This window comes from Yoonia sp. TsM2_T14_4 (assembly GCF_049602355.1).
GTDB classification, from domain to species: Bacteria; Pseudomonadota; Alphaproteobacteria; order Rhodobacterales; family Rhodobacteraceae; genus Yoonia; species Yoonia vestfoldensis_A.
Window position 1 is genome coordinate 481,276 of the sequence record NZ_CP187137.1, and the last position, 16,427, is coordinate 497,702.

General features: G+C 59.7%; 14 protein-coding genes and 1 other RNA gene. 10 read left to right on the top strand and 5 right to left on the bottom strand.

Going from position 1 to position 16,427, the window contains the following annotated elements:
- Positions 1-49: 49 nt before the first annotated feature.
- Positions 50-807, top strand: a protein-coding gene (locus ACPF9B_RS02265; RefSeq protein ID WP_424176587.1) for an IS5 family transposase whose coding sequence is annotated in 2 segments (ribosomal slippage) — positions 50-374 and positions 374-807 — 759 coding nt in all. Because the reading frame shifts where the segments join, the coding sequence is not laid out codon by codon here.
- Between the two features lie 536 nt (positions 808-1,343).
- Here ACPF9B_RS02265 and ffs read toward each other — a convergent pair.
- Positions 1,344-1,440: signal recognition particle sRNA small type (gene ffs / locus ACPF9B_RS02270), an RNA gene on the bottom strand.
- Positions 1,441-1,480: 40 nt separating this feature from the next.
- On the bottom strand, positions 1,481-3,319 hold the full coding sequence (locus tag ACPF9B_RS02275; protein ID WP_424178942.1) for a bifunctional 2',3'-cyclic-nucleotide 2'-phosphodiesterase/3'-nucleotidase: 1,839 nt from the start codon (positions 3,317-3,319) through the stop codon (positions 1,481-1,483).
- Positions 3,320-3,426: 107 nt separating this feature from the next.
- Here ACPF9B_RS02275 and nudC point away from each other — a divergent pair, with 107 nt between their 5' ends.
- Positions 3,427-4,395, top strand: a complete 969-nt coding sequence (gene nudC / locus ACPF9B_RS02280) for an NAD(+) diphosphatase (protein WP_424178944.1) — start codon at positions 3,427-3,429, stop codon at positions 4,393-4,395.
- A 61-nt stretch (positions 4,396-4,456) separates the two neighbouring features.
- Here the strand turns inward: nudC and ACPF9B_RS02285 are convergent, their stop codons facing one another.
- Complete coding sequence (locus ACPF9B_RS02285) at positions 4,457-5,314, bottom strand: prephenate dehydratase (RefSeq protein WP_424178946.1); 858 nt, start codon at positions 5,312-5,314, stop codon at positions 4,457-4,459.
- A 122-nt stretch (positions 5,315-5,436) separates the two neighbouring features.
- Between ACPF9B_RS02285 and ACPF9B_RS02290 the strand changes: the two genes are divergently transcribed.
- The 5 genes from ACPF9B_RS02290 to ACPF9B_RS02310 all read left to right on the top strand — a co-directional run bounded on the left by ACPF9B_RS02290 (position 5,437) and on the right by ACPF9B_RS02310 (position 11,882).
- The gene (locus tag ACPF9B_RS02290; RefSeq protein ID WP_040483214.1) at positions 5,437-5,949 is read left to right on the top strand and encodes a c-type cytochrome; all 513 of its coding nucleotides are present in this window, start codon (positions 5,437-5,439) and stop codon (positions 5,947-5,949) included.
- 187 nt (positions 5,950-6,136) lie between these two features.
- Positions 6,137-8,023: an extracellular solute-binding protein gene (locus ACPF9B_RS02295; RefSeq protein WP_424178949.1), complete on the top strand. Its 1,887-nt coding sequence runs from the start codon at positions 6,137-6,139 to the stop codon at positions 8,021-8,023.
- Positions 8,024-8,026: 3 nt separating this feature from the next.
- The gene (locus tag ACPF9B_RS02300) at positions 8,027-9,109 is read left to right on the top strand and encodes a microcin C ABC transporter permease YejB (protein WP_007205605.1); all 1,083 of its coding nucleotides are present in this window, start codon (positions 8,027-8,029) and stop codon (positions 9,107-9,109) included.
- Positions 9,106-10,281 (top strand): ABC transporter permease, encoded by a 1,176-nt coding sequence (locus ACPF9B_RS02305; RefSeq protein WP_007205604.1) that lies wholly within the window; start codon positions 9,106-9,108, stop codon positions 10,279-10,281. Before ACPF9B_RS02300 ends, ACPF9B_RS02305 begins: the two co-directional genes overlap by 4 nt.
- Entirely contained in the window at positions 10,278-11,882 is a 1,605-nt protein-coding gene (locus ACPF9B_RS02310; protein ID WP_424178952.1) for an ABC transporter ATP-binding protein, read from the top strand. The genes ACPF9B_RS02305 and ACPF9B_RS02310 overlap by 4 nt, the downstream gene beginning before the upstream one ends.
- Positions 11,883-11,948: 66 nt before the next feature.
- Here ACPF9B_RS02310 and ACPF9B_RS02315 read toward each other — a convergent pair whose 3' ends face one another.
- A complete protein-coding gene (locus tag ACPF9B_RS02315; protein ID WP_424178954.1) occupies positions 11,949-13,517 on the bottom strand; it encodes a serine hydrolase in 1,569 nt (522 codons plus the stop codon).
- Positions 13,518-13,796: 279 nt separating this feature from the next.
- Here ACPF9B_RS02315 and clpS point away from each other — a divergent pair, with 279 nt between their 5' ends.
- From clpS to ACPF9B_RS02330, 3 genes are read left to right on the top strand one after another with little or no spacing between them, the layout of a single operon-like run.
- A complete protein-coding gene (gene clpS / locus ACPF9B_RS02320; protein ID WP_242601250.1) occupies positions 13,797-14,120 on the top strand; it encodes an ATP-dependent Clp protease adapter ClpS in 324 nt (107 codons plus the stop codon).
- A gap of 25 nt (positions 14,121-14,145) precedes the next feature.
- Positions 14,146-15,117: a class I SAM-dependent methyltransferase gene (locus ACPF9B_RS02325; protein ID WP_424178956.1), complete on the top strand. Its 972-nt coding sequence runs from the start codon at positions 14,146-14,148 to the stop codon at positions 15,115-15,117.
- 20 nt (positions 15,118-15,137) lie between these two features.
- The gene (locus tag ACPF9B_RS02330) at positions 15,138-15,941 is read left to right on the top strand and encodes an SDR family NAD(P)-dependent oxidoreductase (protein WP_007205599.1); all 804 of its coding nucleotides are present in this window, start codon (positions 15,138-15,140) and stop codon (positions 15,939-15,941) included.
- On the opposite strand, the gene ACPF9B_RS02335 is transcribed toward ACPF9B_RS02330, so the two are convergent.
- Positions 15,942-16,328, bottom strand: a complete 387-nt coding sequence (locus tag ACPF9B_RS02335) for a hypothetical protein (protein ID WP_424178959.1) — start codon at positions 16,326-16,328, stop codon at positions 15,942-15,944. It abuts the gene before it with no gap.
- Positions 16,329-16,427: the final 99 nt, after the last annotated feature.

A 16,427-nucleotide genomic window follows, 5' to 3' on the forward strand; every position in this document is an offset into this window, starting at 1 on the left:
ATGCTGGTTTGTCGTCATGATTCACGACCACCAATGATTTGGGGGTACGATGAGCAATCTTTACTGGCTGACAGAAGATCAGATGGTGCGGCTACGGTCGTATTTCCCAAAGAGCCGAGGTAAGCCGCGCGTCGATGACAGGCGTGTTTTGAGCGGCATTATCTTCATCAATCGCAATGGGTTACGCTGGTGTGATGCGCCCGTTGCGTATGGGCCACCCAAGACGCTTTATAATCGCTGGAAACGTTGGAGCGATGCAGGTGTATTCGCTCGGATAATGACAGGCTTGGCAGCGGAGGCACCCGACAATAAGACCATCTCGATCGACGCGACTTACCTCAAAGCACACCGCACGGCCTCAAGCCTGCGGCTTAAAAAGGGGGGCGTGGACGCCTAATCGGTGAGACAAAGGGCGGCATGAACACAAAATTGCATGCTGTCACTGACACCAGCGGCCGCCCAATCCGTTTCTTCATCACGGCTGGTCAGGTCAGCGATTATACCGGTGCCATGGCTTTGCTCAGCAGTCTACCGGATGCTGAATGGCTATTGGCGGATCGGGGTTATGATGCAGATTGGTTCCGGGAAGCCTTAGCAGACAGAGGGACTCGTCCCTGCATCCCAGGTCGAAAGTCACGCAACAAGGTCGTCAGATACGACAAGCGTCGCTACAAACGCCGGAACCGCATCGAGCGCATGTTTGGCAGGCTCAAAGACTGGAGACGCGTCTCAACCCGCTATGATCGTTGCCCCAAGGTCTTCCTATCGGCAATCGCTCTCGCCGCAACCGTCATATTCTGGTTATGAGTCCTGACCCTAGGGGCGAGCTGGCCAAACGTAAGGAACTGAGTGTGCTGAAAGGTGACTATGCTCCGTTTCGTGTATGGGGCGGTATCGATCCAGAGACAGGCGAGGCCAAAAACGCCGCGACAGACAAGTTTAACGAGCTTTTTGATTGAAGATGGGCAAATCTGTGTCGCCAGTTAAGTGTAGATAGAAGACTGTGGGCTGTTTACTATGGGGTGATACTGTGGTCACTTTGCTATGTTGCCCACAGTAAAATCCGCAAAGTGCACTTACACGTTTTCATGCACACTAAAAAACACAGTAAAAAAATCAATGTAAAGCAGTGACTTAATGATCGTTAAGCTGTTGCAAATCCGTGTAGAGCGGTTCGATTCCGCTACTCGCCTCCAATAAATCCAGATCATTGACGTGGGTTTTGCGCTGTCCGGTTTGCCGGACACGGCAATATTGCACCCGTCAGGCCATGCGCCTGGCGGACACCGCCGTCGGCTGACAACATGGACTTTCGCCGCATTCACATCAATTGGCTGGCAAAGGGTGAGAGGTTGGACAACGACCCAAGTGGGGCTCGTTATGGCTGCTTCCTTCCGGACCTGACCAGGTTGGCGAGGCACTCGCCCGCGCCAACCTCTCGACCCACCACATAGGACAGCGAGCAGCCAAGCGCAAGGTCTCAGAGCGCCAAGCGGTAGCGGGTGAAACCGTCAGCCTGCGTCCCGGCGTTGCAAATGCGGTCGGTCATGTGGTGCCGGCCATCGGGGGCCGAGATGAAATCGACAAAAGTGTCCGGGATCGGCGCAAAGCGCCAAGGCGCCTTGATTGGCGCCGTCACGACACCTCGGCGCTGGACTCTCGCTGTCAGGATGTCGCGGACCGGCTGGCGGGACATGGCCAGTATATCGTACATGGGGATCGGGGGGAAACCGCCGCCGCCAAAGCTGCGATAGCTGTTGGCGACAACCGCAAAACATTGCTCTGGCCGGACGGGTGTGCCGTTGTGCTCCAGGTCGATGATTCTCGCCGCCGCTGGTGCGCTGATGCGGCCTGCCGCGTCATGCCGAGGCGGCTGTGTCAGGTCGATCGTATAGGTCAGCCCATGGAAGGCATCAAAGACATATCCTGCGAAATCGGGGTTCAGCAAAGCTTGGTCGGCCCTGCCCGGGATAATCTGATGATAGCCCGACACGGCCTGTTCCAGCCAAGCGCGCAATTCGGCGCCGGTGCGGCGCGCAATCACTGGCGTGTCGGCATAAGGATAGATCGCGCAGACGTCTCGGCGCATGATCGGCCCCGGCGGAATGGCGACGTAGCAGGACGGCCCGCCCAAACCTCCGGCGCGAACCGGCGATACCGCTGCGATGATCGGAAGGCTATTGGCCGGCAGCACCGAGGCGGCATGCGCGATCAGCGCCTGACCAAGGATATGGCTGGGCAAGTCGGGACTGATGCGTGCAAAATAGCTATGGATCGGCACCAAGGTGCGCGCGATCGGCTGCCTGACTTGACGCAAAGTGGCGCTATGGGCGGGCTGCACGCCTGCCTTGATCCTTGCGCTGATTGCGCTGTCTGGCACTTTGGGTGCGGCGGGCAGGACCGCGCTTGTGTGGTTGGTGACATGCCAGCCATCCGCGGCGCGGCGCAGCCTGAGCGTGATTGCCCCCAACGCTTGACCGTAAAAGCCTGCGCCAACCGCCGGTTTGCCATGAATTCGCCCTGCGACCGGATCGACATAAGGGGTGGCAGGACGCGTGGCGTCGGGAAATATCTCATGCGTGTGGCCGGTCAGAATCGCATCAATGCCCGGCACAGCCGCCAGCGGCACGGCGGCATTTTCCATTCCGGGCCGGTGGTCTGCGGTGTCGATCCCCGCATGGCACAGGGCGACGATGATATCCGCCCCTGCCGCCTTGATCTGCGGTACGATGCGGTGCGCGGCCTCGACGATGTCGCAAGTGGCGATCGCATCGGCCAGCTTGACCTTGTCCCATTTGGTGATCTGCGGCGGCAAGAACCCGACGACGCCGATCCGCAGGGGATGATCGTGGCCATCCTCACAGCGGATCACGCGGTCAAGGATCACAAAGGGCTGCGCGATCTGCGCCTGATCGCGCCAATCGACATTGGCGCAGACCACCGGGCAAGATGCATCCTGCAGGACCTGCCGCAGAAAGGGCAGCCCGTAGTTGAATTCATGATTACCAAGATTGATGGCATCGTAGTGCAGCGCAGCAAAGGCCGCAATCATTGGGTGTGGGGTCTTGGCCGACCCGGCCTGCGCCAATGTATCGGCCAGCGGATTGCCTTGCAGGAAATCGCCGTTGTCGAAAAGCAGTGTCAGGGCCGATTGGTCGGCGCGCAACGCGGTGATCTGATCAGCCAGATGAACCAGCCCTCCGATCTGTTCGGCGCGGTCGGCAAAGTAGTCATAGGGCAGTATCTGCATATGCAGATCCGTCGTCGCCAGAATGCGCAATGTCGCCTGACAGGCACCGCGCCCGTTCGTTGCCCCCATGAACCACGTCCTTACCATAACACAACCATAGGGTGAAATTTTGCCATGGCTACAGCATGTTGTCAGAAAAGTTTGAACTCTGCCCCGACCCGTGTCATTTCGATCCGATGATGTTATCTCAAACAGTGACTTTTGGTGGCTCTGCGCTGGACCGTGCGGCGCATTTGCGGGCGGATCCGGCTGTTGCGGGGCAGGCGGGGGCGCGCGCGATCCTGCTGTGGCGTGGCAAGCCGATGGTCATTGATGACACGCTGGTGCAGGTGCCGCTGGATCATCCGGTGATGGCCGATACCGCGCCGGACCTGATCTTGCTGGGGCGCGATGACGCGGGGCCGGTCTTTGCGGCTGATCTATCGGGCTGGACGCCGCCTGATCTTGACATCACGCATCTGGACACCTTTCTTGACCCGTCAGAGCAAAAGCATCCGGCGATGCCCGCAGGTGCCGGTTTTTTCGAATTGCGCGCGATCATGACGCGATTGACCCCGCGCGACGCCGAACTGGCCGCGACCGCCAAGGCGGTGCTGGGATGGCACGACATGCACGGGTTCTGCGCCCGCTGCGGCGCGCAAAGCGTGATCGCCATGTCCGGCTGGCAGCGCGATTGTCCGGCCTGCGGCGCGCATCATTTCCCGCGCACCGACCCTGTCGTCATCATGCTGATTACCCATGGCAACGCCGTGCTGGTGGGCCGGTCCCCCGGCTGGCCCGAGGGGATGTATTCGTTGCTGGCCGGTTTTGTCGAACCTGGCGAAACGATCGAAGCTGCCGTGCGCCGCGAAGTGCGCGAAGAGGCGGGGATCCATGTCGGTGCCGTGCGCTATCTGGCAAGCCAGCCTTGGCCTTTTCCAGCGTCTTTGATGTTTGGTTGCGCGGGCGAGGCGCTGGGCACCGACCTGAGCATTGACCGGACCGAGATCGAAGACGCGCTGTGGATTAGCCGCGAGGATATGGCGCTGTCCTTTGCGGGATTGCACCCGACAATCAAGCCCGCGCGCAAAGGCGCCATCGCGCATTTCCTGATCGAAAACTGGCTGGCCGACCGCAGCTATGATGGTGGCGCAGATGCGCCTTGACATGCGGGCCAATATCCATGCCGCGATCGCCGATGTGACCTGTATCGCCCTTTGATGACTATCAAAGGCCCGCGTTGGCTGCGGCCTCATGGCGGCGTGCCGCGGCGGGATAGACGCCCATCACCAGCAGATGATCGGTGAAATAGCGCAACTCCTCCAGCGCAAGCTGGACATTGCGATCCTCGGGATGGCCTTCGATTTCGGCATAGAATTGTGTCGCGGTGAACTGGCCACCGACCATATAGCTTTCCAGCTTGGTCATGTTGACGCCATTGGTCGCAAAGCCGCCCATCGCCTTGTAAAGCGCGGCCGGAATGTTGCGCACACGGAAGACGAAACTGGTGACCATGCCGAAATCGCCGCGCCGTGTCTGGTCAGGCGCGCGGGCCATGATCAGGAACCGCGTGGTGTTGCGGTCATGATCCTCGATATGGCGGGCGAGCACCTGCAGGCCATAGATCTGCGCGGCAAGTTCCGACGCAAGCGCCGCTGTGGTCAGGTCTGACCCCTGCGCCACTTCGCGTGCGGCACGGGCATTGTCGGTGCTGGTGTGGCCCGCAATGCCGTGCTTGCGCAGAAATCCCGCGCATTGCGGCAGGATCACAGGATGGCCGACAGCGGTGTCGATGTCGGACAGGTTTGCCCCCGGTTTGGCCAGCAGGTTGATATGCACCCGCACAAAGGTTTCATCGACAATATGCAGCCCGCTTTCGGGCAGGAGCGAATGAACATCCGCCACGCGGCCATAGGTCGAATTTTCGACTGCGATCATCCCCAGATCGGCATCGCCATTGCGCACGGCGGCGATGGCATCCTCGAATGTGGCGCAGGGCAGGGGCGTGTGATCGGGGCGTGCAGTGGCGCAGGCTTCGTGGCCATAAGCCCCCAATTCCCCCTGAAAGGCGATGTTGCGTGACATGATTGTGTCCCCCCGGACAGCAAAGGCCAAAAATGGGCATTTCGTCGCGCCACTATACCTTGCAACGGCAGGGGGGAAGCGGATACATGTCTGCTGACTTTTATCTCTGAATGGACCGCGACATGTTCGACACAATGACAATCACCAAAGCCGTAGGCGCGCTGTGCGCGACTTTGCTTGTTTACCTGCTGGGTGCCTGGCTTGCATCGTCGATCTATTTCGGCGGCGGGCATGAATACGGCGAACAGGCCTATATCATCCCCGTGGAAGAGACAGCGTCCACTGAGGACGAGGCCGTGGAAGAGGTTGATTTCGCCGTGATCATGGCCTCCGCCAGCGCGGCTGACGGCGAGACGCTGTGGCGCAACTGCCGTGCCTGCCATGTGCTGGAACCCGGCGTGCATGGCACAGGTCCCGCGCTCTATGGTGTTGTGGGCCGCCCGGTGCAATTTTATGATAACTTCTCCTATTCAGGTGCGCTGATCGCAGCTGCCGATGTCTGGACCCCCGAAAATCTGAACGGTTTTCTGGAAAACCCCCGCGGCTATGCTGCCGGCACGACGATGGGGTATAACGGGATGCGCGCGATCGAAGACCGCGCCAACCTGATCGCCTATCTGGCCACGTTCAATTAATCGGTCAGGCATGTGACCAAAGGCCGCCCGCTACCGGGCGGCCTTTTTTATTGGCATATGCACATGAACACGGAATGATCACGCATTCTCAACTTGAATCTTTGCCGATCCGCGCCGTAGCTTTGGTTAACCATACGGCTTGTCGCAACTGGAGTTTATGATGTCTTATCGCCCCAAGGTTCGTGTCATGGCACAGCCGCAGCCCGACCAGGCACTGCATATGCGTCTTTGGGCCGTTGGGTCGATCGCTGCGATTGCGCTTTTGGCGGCACATGACGCGCGCGCGCAGACCGCGTCCGACATCATCGTGTCGCACGGGTTCAACGAATATGGTGACCTGAAATATCCCTCCGATTTTCCGCATCTGGATTATGTAAACCCCGCTGCGCCCAAAGGCGGAGAGATCAGCATTTCCGCCGACGGGTCATTCGACAGTATGAACCCGTTTGCCACATTGTCGGGCACGCCGGGGTCATTGTCCTCTGTCATGTATGAACGCATGATGGACAGTACAGATGACGAGGTCGGGTCGTATTACTGCCTGCTTTGTACAACGTTGGAATATCCTGCCGATCAGGCTTGGGTCATCTTCAACCTGCGCGATGACGTGACCTTTTCGGATGGCGCGCCGATGACAGCGCAGGATGTGGTATTTACCCATAACCTGTTCGCCGAACAGGGCACGCCGTCGTTTCGCGCGGGCATCACCCAGCTGGTGACAGGGGCCGAGGCGCTGGACGACTACACTGTCAAATTCACCTTCAATCCGGAATCGCCGCGCCGTGGCCGCGTCAGCCAGATGGCCAATACGATCGTCATGCCGCAAGACTGGTTCGAGGAAAGCGGCGCGCGACTGGATGAAAGCCGGCTGAACACAGCGCCCGGTACTGGCCCCTATATGGTCGACAGCGTCGATCCGGGCCGCCAGATCATCTATCGCCGCAACCCCGATTACTGGGGGCAAACCCATCCGATCAACATCGGGCGCGCAAATTTCGACACCATCCGTGTGGAATATTTCGCCGACAGTTCCGCCGCGTTCGAGGCGTTCAAGGCGGGTGAATTCACCTTCCGGCGCGAAAATTCCTCGATCAACTGGGCGACATCTTATGATTTCCCCGCCATCGACCAAGGCTGGGTCGTGCGCGACACGCTGGCCGATGGCACCTTGCCTGCGGCAACAGGTTTTGTGTTCAACCTGCGGCGTGAAAAACTGCAGGACCGCAATGTCCGGCTGGCGCTGGGGTTGATGTATAATTTCACCTGGACCAATGATAATCTGCAATATGGTCTGTTCCAGCAACGCAGCAGTTTTTGGGAAAACGACCGCCTGCGCGCCGCTGGCCAGCCCGCAGGGCGCGAGCTGGAAATGCTGGACACCGTGCGTGCCATGCTGCCAGAGGCGATTTTCACCGAAGACGCCTTTATGCCGCATACCAGCGGTGATCGCCCACTGGACCGCGACAACCTGCGCCGCGCGCTTGATCTGATGGAACAGGCAGGGTTTACGCCGGGCAATGACGGCATGTTGCGCGATGCGGATGGCCGGACGCTGGATGTCGAGTTTCTCGAAACGCGCCAAGCCTTCGACCGGATCATCACGCCCTATATCGAAAACCTGCAACGGTTGGGCGTGAATGCCACCTATAACCGTGTCGATCCGTCCCAATATCAGGCGCGCACCCAGTCCAACGATTTCGACATGATCTTTGGCGCCTATAGCAGCGGGTTGCAGGAAGGCACTGGCATCGAACAGAAATATGGCTGCGAAGACCGTGACGACGTGTTCAACCCTGCGGGTTTCTGTTCGGCTGCTGTTGATGCGCTGGCAAAGTTCGTGACAGGTGCCGATGATTACGAAGAAATGGCCGCAGGCGTCCGCGCCATCGACCGCGTGATGCGGCAAGACTATTTCATGGTGCCGACATGGTATCTTGGCGCAAACTGGGTCGCCTATTTCGACATGTATGAATACCCCGAAAACCTGCCGGAATTTGGCCTCGGCTATCTGGATTACTGGTGGTTCAATCAAGGCAAGGCCGATGCCTTGATCGCCGCCGGCGCGTTGCGGTAAGTTATGGGCGCCTATATCCTTCGACGGCTGTTGTTGGTCATTCCGACCTTGCTTGGGATCATGATCATCAACTTTGCGCTGGTGCAATTCGTGCCGGGCGGCCCGATTGAACAGATCCTTGCCAATCTCGAAGGGCGCGGCGATGTGTTCGAATCCTTTTCCGGCGGGGGGGGTGATGCCGATTTCGGCGCTGACAACGGCAGCGAATATGTTGGCGCACGCGGTCTGCCGCCCGAATTCATCGCGCAGCTGGAACGCGAATTCGGTTTTGACAAGCCGCCGTTAGAGCGGTTCCTCAATATGATGTGGAACTACATGCGGTTCGATTTTGGCGACAGCTATTTCCGGTCGATCAGCGTGTTCGATCTGGTGATGGAAAAGATGCCGGTGTCGATCACACTTGGCCTGTGGTCCACACTGATCGCCTACCTGATCTCGATCCCGCTGGGTATCAAAAAGGCCGTGCGCGACGGCACCCCATTTGACACATGGACCAGTGGCGCCATCATCATCGGCTATGCGATCCCCGGTTTCCTGTTCGCGATCCTGCTGATCGTGCTGTTTGCAGGGGGGTCCTATTACCGCATCTTCCCGCTGCGGGGGCTGACCTCATCCAATTTCGCGGATCTGTCGTTGATCGGCAAGATCCTCGATTACCTTTGGCACATCACGCTACCTGTGCTGGCATCCACGATTTCGGCCTTTGCCACGCTGACGCTGTTGACCAAGAACAGCTTTCTGGACGAGATCAAGAAACAATACGTTATCACCGCCAAGGCTAAGGGGTTGTCGGAATCCCGCGTGCTGTACGGCCACGTCTTCCGCAACGCGATGCTGATCGTGATCTCGGGCTTTCCGGCGCTTTTCATCGGCGTGTTCTTTGGCGGATCGCTGATCATCGAAACGCTGTTCTCTCTTGACGGTTTGGGGCGGCTGGGGTTCGAAGCGGCCGTGGCGCGTGATTATCCGGTGGTCTTTGGCACGCTCTTCGCCTTCTCGTTGATCGGGCTGGTGGTGGGTATCATCACCGATATCACCTATGTCTTCATCGATCCCCGCATTGATTTCGAGGCGCGCAACACATGATGCGCCTGTCCCCCCTCAACCAGCGCCGCTGGCGCAATTTCAAGCGTAACCGCCGTGCGGTCTGGTCGCTGATCATCTTTGGCGTGCTGTTCGGTCTGTCGCTGTTTGCGGAACTGATCGCCAACGACAAACCTATCCTTGTCAGCTATCAAGGCGACTGGCGGATGCCGATTGTCAGCTTTTATTCCGAACGCGATTTCGGCGGCGATTTCCCAACCCAGGCCCGCTATCAGGATGTCGAGGTGCAATGCCTAATCAAGACCGGCGGCATGGAATCCTGTTTCGACGACCCTGACGGGCTGATCGCCGCCGTGGATGCAGGCGAGGATCTGGGCGAGGGGTTCCAGCGCGGCTGGATGATCTGGCCGGTGATCCCCTATTCCTACAATACCATCGTTGACCGGCCAGGCGTTGCGCCTGCTCCGCCCTCTGCGCTGAACTGGCTGGGGACCGATGACACCAAACGCGATGTGACGGCGCGGGTGATCTACGGGTTCCGGCTGTCGATCATTTTTGCGCTGATGGTCACAATCTCTGCTTCAATCATCGGGATCACAGCGGGTGCGGTGCAGGGCTATTTCGGCGGCTGGACCGATCTGGCATTCCAGCGGTTCATCGAAATCTGGACAGGGACACCGTCGCTTTACGTCATCATTATCGTCTTTGCCATTCTGGGGCGCAGTTTCTGGCTCTTGGTCTTTCTGACGGTGCTATTCGGCTGGCCCGCGCTGGTCGGCGTGGTGCGTGCAGAATTTCTGCGCGCGCGTAACCTTGAATATGTCCGCGCGGCCAAGGCGCTGGGCGTGCCGGACCGCACGATCATGTTCCGCCACATGCTGCCCAATGCGATGGTGGCGACGGTGACGATGCTGCCCTTCTTGGTGACAGGGGCCATCGGCACGCTGGCCTCGCTCGACTTTCTCGGCTTCGGGCTGCCGTCTTCGGCCCCGTCGCTGGGCGAATTGACCCTGCAGGCCAAACAGAACCTGCAAGCGCCATGGCTTGGCTTTACCGCCTTCTTTACCTTCGCGATCATGCTGTCGCTTTTGGTGTTTATCTTCGAGGGCATCCGCGACGCGTTCGACCCGCGCAAGACCTTCATCGCCGACGGGTCCGTTCCGGTCGTAACCGCGCAAGACCTTGCCGTCGCGCAAAAGGCCCCCGTGAAATGACCCAGCCTATCCTTGATGTCCGCGATCTGCGCGTCGCTTTCCGGCAGGATGGCACCACGACCCATGCGGTGCGCGGCGTGTCGTTCCAGATCGGGCGTGGCGAAACATTGGCGATCGTCGGTGAAAGCGGCTCTGGAAAATCGGTGACCGCGCTGTCGACGGTGCAATTGCTTGGCGACAGCGCGGTCATGGCCGGCTCGATCACCTATAACGGCGTCGAGATGGTCGGCGCGAGCGAACCGGCCCTGCGCAAGGTGCGCGGCAATGACATCAGCTTCATCTTTCAAGAACCGATGACATCGCTGAACCCGCTGCACACGCTGGAAAAGCAGTTGGCCGAAAGCATCGAGCTGCATCAGGGCCTGCGCGGCCATGGCGTGCGCGGCCGGATCATCGAACTGCTCAACCGCGTCGGCATCCGCGACCCCGAAACCCGTCTGGGTGCCTATCCGCATCAACTGTCAGGCGGGCAACGCCAGCGCGTGATGATCGCCATGGCGCTGGCCAACGGGCCGGATCTTTTGATCGCGGATGAACCGACAACCGCGCTCGACGTGACCATCCAGGCGCAGATCCTCGACCTGCTGGCCGATCTCAAACAGCGCGACGGCATGTCGATGCTGTTTATTACCCATGACCTGACCATCGTGCGCAAGATCGCCGACCGTGTCTGCGTGATGCAGAACGGCGAAATCGTCGAACAGGGACCGACCGCCGACATCTTTGCCAATCCGCAGCATCCTTATACGCAAACGCTGCTGGCGGCCTCGTCGACGGGCCTTCCTGCACCTGTGCCAGCCGATGCCGCCACCGTGCTGGAAACCGACGCCGCGCGGATCTGGTTCCCGATCACGGCGGGGCTGCTGAAACGCACTGTGGGGCATATCAAGGCCGTCAACAGCGCCACGATCAGCTTGCGCGAAGGCGAAACACTGGGCATCGTCGGCGAAAGCGGGTCGGGCAAGACAACCCTTGCGCTGGCCGTGATGCGGCTGATCCGGTCGGAAGGGCGGATCAGCTTCATAGGGCGCGACATCCACACCCTGACCCAGCGCCAGATGCGGCCTTTGCGCAGCGACATGCAGATCGTCTTCCAGGACCCCTATGGCTCGCTCAGCCCGCGCATGACGGTCGAACAGATCATCGCCGAAGGTCTGGGCGTCCACGGGGTCGATCCCGGGCGCAACCGGCGCGACATGGTGGCCGAGATTATGGCCGAGGTCGGTCTCGACCCCGCGATGATGGACCGCTATCCGCATGAATTCTCGGGCGGACAGCGCCAGCGGATCGCCATCGCGCGCGCGATGATCCTGCGGCCCCGCCTTTTGGTACTGGACGAACCGACATCCGCTCTCGATATGACGGTACAGGTCCAGATCGTGCAGCTGCTGCGGGACTTGCAGCAAAACCACCGGCTGGCCTATCTGTTTATCAGCCATGACCTCAAAGTCGTGCGCGCCCTGTCGCACAAGGTGATGGTGATGAAACAGGGCGACGTCGTCGAAGCGGGCGAAGCAAATGCGATCTTTGACGCGCCCAACCACCCTTACACACGTCAGTTGATGGCCGCCGCCTTTGAAGGGCGCGCCATTCCGGCCTGACCCCAACTTCTTATTTCCAAAAATACTCCCGCCGGAGGCTAGAAAGTTTTTCAGCCGCGCCGCGATCTACCCGTCGGCGCCGATCATGAAACAGGTGGTGCCGCGCGCCTGCAAGCGGCGGCAGGCCAGATCAGCGGCTTCGCGGTTCAGCCCCATGAAATTGGCATCAAACCCGCCTGACCGTTGCACGACACGGCGCAAGGCCCCGTCGAGCGTATTCATCTCGTTCAAGGCGACCTGGAGCAGCACACGTTCCGCATCGAACCGGCTGGGATAGCGACCGACGTTCACACCCCAATGGCGCCCGCCCGATGTAGAAACACGGGTCACAACCTCTGGCTCACCCGGCGCAAAGCTTTCGGCAGGTGGCGCAACCGTTGCCATTGCCGCCATCTGCATCTCTGCCGGCGGTTCTGGACGGGCCTGTGGCATGACTGCGGGGGTGGTGGACTCGGCGACCTGCGCAGGTGCTTGTTCGGCCAATACATCCATCAAGGCTGCGTTGACGGCATCTGCCAGCACGGCGTTGATGATATCCTGATCGACGTTTGCGGCCACATTGACCTGCGGCGTGGCATCGGCTGCGGCGGCCACGACGACCTCTGTGTCAGCGGTGGCTGACAACAACATCGCAGGTTCAGGCTCCGCCGTCACGGGGCGACCAACCGGGCGATAGCTGCGTGTCACAAGCCCGTTCACGCGGATGACCTTGCCCGCGCTGCCGCGCAGGCTGTCGCCTGCGGCAACGGACCCGTCCCCAGGGGCCTCGGCCATCGCGCCGGGCGGTGTCGGGCGGTTTACATTGGCGCTGCGGGGGGCCGTGCTGAACCCCATATCCATCAATTCGCTGATCCTCGCATTGCGCGCTGCGGTGGATGTGCCGCCAAAGACAGTCGCGATGATCCGTTGGTCCCCGCGCTGCGCAGAGGCGACAAGGCTGAAACCGGACGCATTGGTAAAGCCGGTCTTGATCCCGTCACCGCCCGGATAGGAATCGAGCCAGCGGCGATTGGTGTGCTGCACGGTCGCAACGCCAGCATCAGCCGTCCTGCGTGAAAACAGATTATAATATTGCGGGAAATCATAGATCACATGCCGCCCAAGGACCGACATGTCGCGCGCCGTGGATAAATGGCCCGATTGTGTCAGCCCATGCGCATTGCGGAAAGTGGTGTTGGACATGCCCATCGCGGCTGCGGTCTGGTTCATCCGCGTGGCAAAGGCTTCTTCGGACCCCGAAATCGCGATCCCGATGGCCGTGGCCGCATCATTGGCGGATCGCACAGCAGCCGCCCGGATCAGATAGCGCAGGCGAATGCGCTGACCGGCGCGCAGCCCCAGCTTGGACGGCGGTTCGTTTGCGGCATGGGATGTCACGGTCACCTCGGTATCAAGCGAGATTTCACCGCGTTCGATTGCCTGAAACGCGACATAAAGCGTCATCATCTTGGTGAGTGAGGCGGGGTGCAGGCGGGTATCGGCATTGCGGGCGTGCAGCACCTCGCCGGTGCGCGCATCCATGACCAACGCCGCATAGGGGGCGGCAACCCCGCGGATCGGAGCGGCGATCAGAATGAAAATCAGAACGCAGAAATACAGCCCGTAATGGGCTAACTGTCCCGGACGACGTGCCATGTCGTTTGCCTCTTGCTGCCTCTGGCCCCGGATTTTTCCGGTGGCCTTATTATTATTCGAAAACGCTAGCACAAGTTTGCTTGCCGGAAAACACCCTAAATTCAAACACTTTCGGGGCGTTCATCGGGTGGATATGGCAGATGTGGTATAAGCGCACCGTCAACCCGCTATATCCGCGATTGGCGGGTTTTCCCTTTCTCGCATGATCCCCTTTTCTCTGGGCGGGCATGGTTTATATGTACGGCTATGACAGGACATTTGATGCGCGAACAGTTTCACATGATGGCTGACAAAGAGGACCGTGATGGCGGCAACCTCGGTGTTGCGCTTGAGACAAAGCCAAAGACAAAACGCCCGCCGATGTACAAGGTACTGATCCTGAATGACGATTTCACGCCGATGGAATTTGTCGTGCATGTGCTGGAACGGTTCTTTGGCCTGTCGCATGCCCAAGCCTTTGAACTGATGCTGACCGTCCACAAGAAAGGCGTTGCCGTCGTCGGTGTTTTCAGCCACGAGATTGCCGAGACCAAGGTGGCGCAGGTGATGGATTTCGCCCAGCGTCATCAACACCCGCTGCAATGCACGATGGAGAAAGAATAGCGCCTGCGCGTTATTCGTAACAGATATGCCACAGTCCCGCCTTAGCACCGCCATCCAAGACGGCCTTTTGGTCTTGGGCGCTGGCCATGTTGGCCTGATGCGCCCGCTCGCCAGCTTTGACATCTCGGACCTGCCGCGCGATGCGGTCAGCGTCATGCACAGCTATTACCCTGATGTGGCCGATTGGCAGATTGCGGGCCATACCGTCACGCAAGACCTTGCGCCATGTGAGACCGCGATCGTTGTTGTCCCGCGTGCCAAAGCGCAGGCGCAGGCGATGATCGCGCAGGCTTGCGCCACGGCCAGTCTCGTCGTTGTTGATGGCCAGCGCACCGATGGCGTGGACAGCTTGTTCAAGGCGTGCCGAAAGCGCTTGGGTGACATCGCGTCAATCACCAAGGGGCATGGCAGGCTGTTCTGGTTTCCTGCAAGCGCGGCGTTTGCCGATTGGGCGGCGACGGGGCCGGTGCAGGGACCACATGGGTTTTTCACCGCCGCAGGCGTGTTTTCCGACGGTGCGGTCGATGCCGGCTCTGCCCTGCTGGCCCAGGCACTACCGCCGAAATTGCCGGCGCGTATGGCCGATCTGGGCGCGGGCTGGGGCTATCTGGCGCAGGCGGTGCTGGCACGCGACAGTGTCGCATCGCTGGACCTGATCGAGGCCGAGGCGCTGTCGCTGCAGTGCGCGCGGCTGAACGTGACCGATCCGCGCGCCCGTTTCCATTGGGCCGATGCGCTGCGGTTCACCCCCAACAAAGCCTATGACGGTATCGTCATGAACCCGCCGTTTCATGTCGGGCGGGCCGCTGACGCTGGTCTTGGGCGTGCCTTCATCCAAGCGGCGTCCCGCCTGTTGGCACCGCATGGCAAGCTCTGGATGGTTGCAAACCGCCATCTGCCCTATGAACAGGCCATGTCGGAAAATTTCCGCAATGTCGACATAATCGGCGGCAACAACGCCTTCAAACTGTTCCACGCCACCAAACCGACGCGCTGACCGCGCAAGGGAGCCCCCCCATGTCATTTTCCATCAGCGGTAAAACCGCGATTGTTACGGGGGCCGCCAATGGCGTCGGCCTTGCCATCGCGCGGCATTTTGCCGAAGGCGGTGCCAATGTCGTTTTTGCCGATATGGACGAAAAAACATTGCGCGCTCAGATGGGCGAAGAGGCTGAAAAAGCCAAGAATATCAGGCTTTTTGCGGGTGATCTGCGCAAGAAACTGACGATCACCAACCTGTTGTCCGCGACCATCGACGCCTTCGAACGGGTTGATATTCTTGTCAATGCGTCGCGCCAGGTGATGACAACCGACCCGCTGGATCCTGACGATACGTCGATGGATGAATTGTTGCAGCAAAACATGCTGACGGCGATGCGCGTCAGCCAGGCGGTGGCCCGCCGGATGATCAAACAAGCAGGGACGGGTGGCGGAACGACGATCGGGTCGATCGTGAACATCTCGTCTATCGCGTCACGGCGCACCCATGCTGACCTTCTGGCTTATTCGGTCAGTTCGGCTGCGCTCGACCAATTGACCCGCTCTCTTGCCGTGGCCTTTGCCCAACACGGGATTCGCGTCAATGCAGTGGCATTCGGCAGCGTGATGAGCGCGAGCTTGAAAGGGTCGCTCAAGGACGATGACGAAATGCGCGATGCAATCTTGGAAAACACGCCGCTGCACCGGATCGCTAGCCCGGACGAAGTGTCGGACGCTGTGCAATATTTGGCGTCAGACGCTGCTGGTTTCGTGACCGGTCAGATCATTACCGTCGACGGTGGCCGGACCCTGATTGACCCGGCCTGCGTGTCAGCGCATTGATCATTCAGGATGCGCCGCGATGCATTGCAGTACCACCTGATCCGACGTCGTTTGCTGCTGGTTGCGCCGTTCGATCAGTGAACTGAGCTTGGCACCTTCGACGTTGAGATCAATGGCCACAGGGCGGTTGGTCGTGAATGTTTCGGTCTCGTCACAGCTATAGCGAAATGTCGTACCGTCGCTGTTTTCGCCGCGACAGGTCTGGCGTATTGTCCTGATTTCCTGCTGTTCCTCGATCGCATAGCCGCGGGCCAGATTGCCTTGGGTTTCCGCGATCAGACTGTTTAGCACACGCAGATCGCGGGTCGCCTGACTGATGCAGTGTTCGCGCGGCGTGGCGCAGGCGGCCAATACCAAAAATGGCAGGATCATGAGGGTAGGGCGCATCGTCTTCTCCGGTTTTGGTCTGGAACATCGGATGATGTCCGGTATGGTAGTCCAAGAGTATCACGCATCGTTATTCAATATCAGGGGCTAAGCCGATAC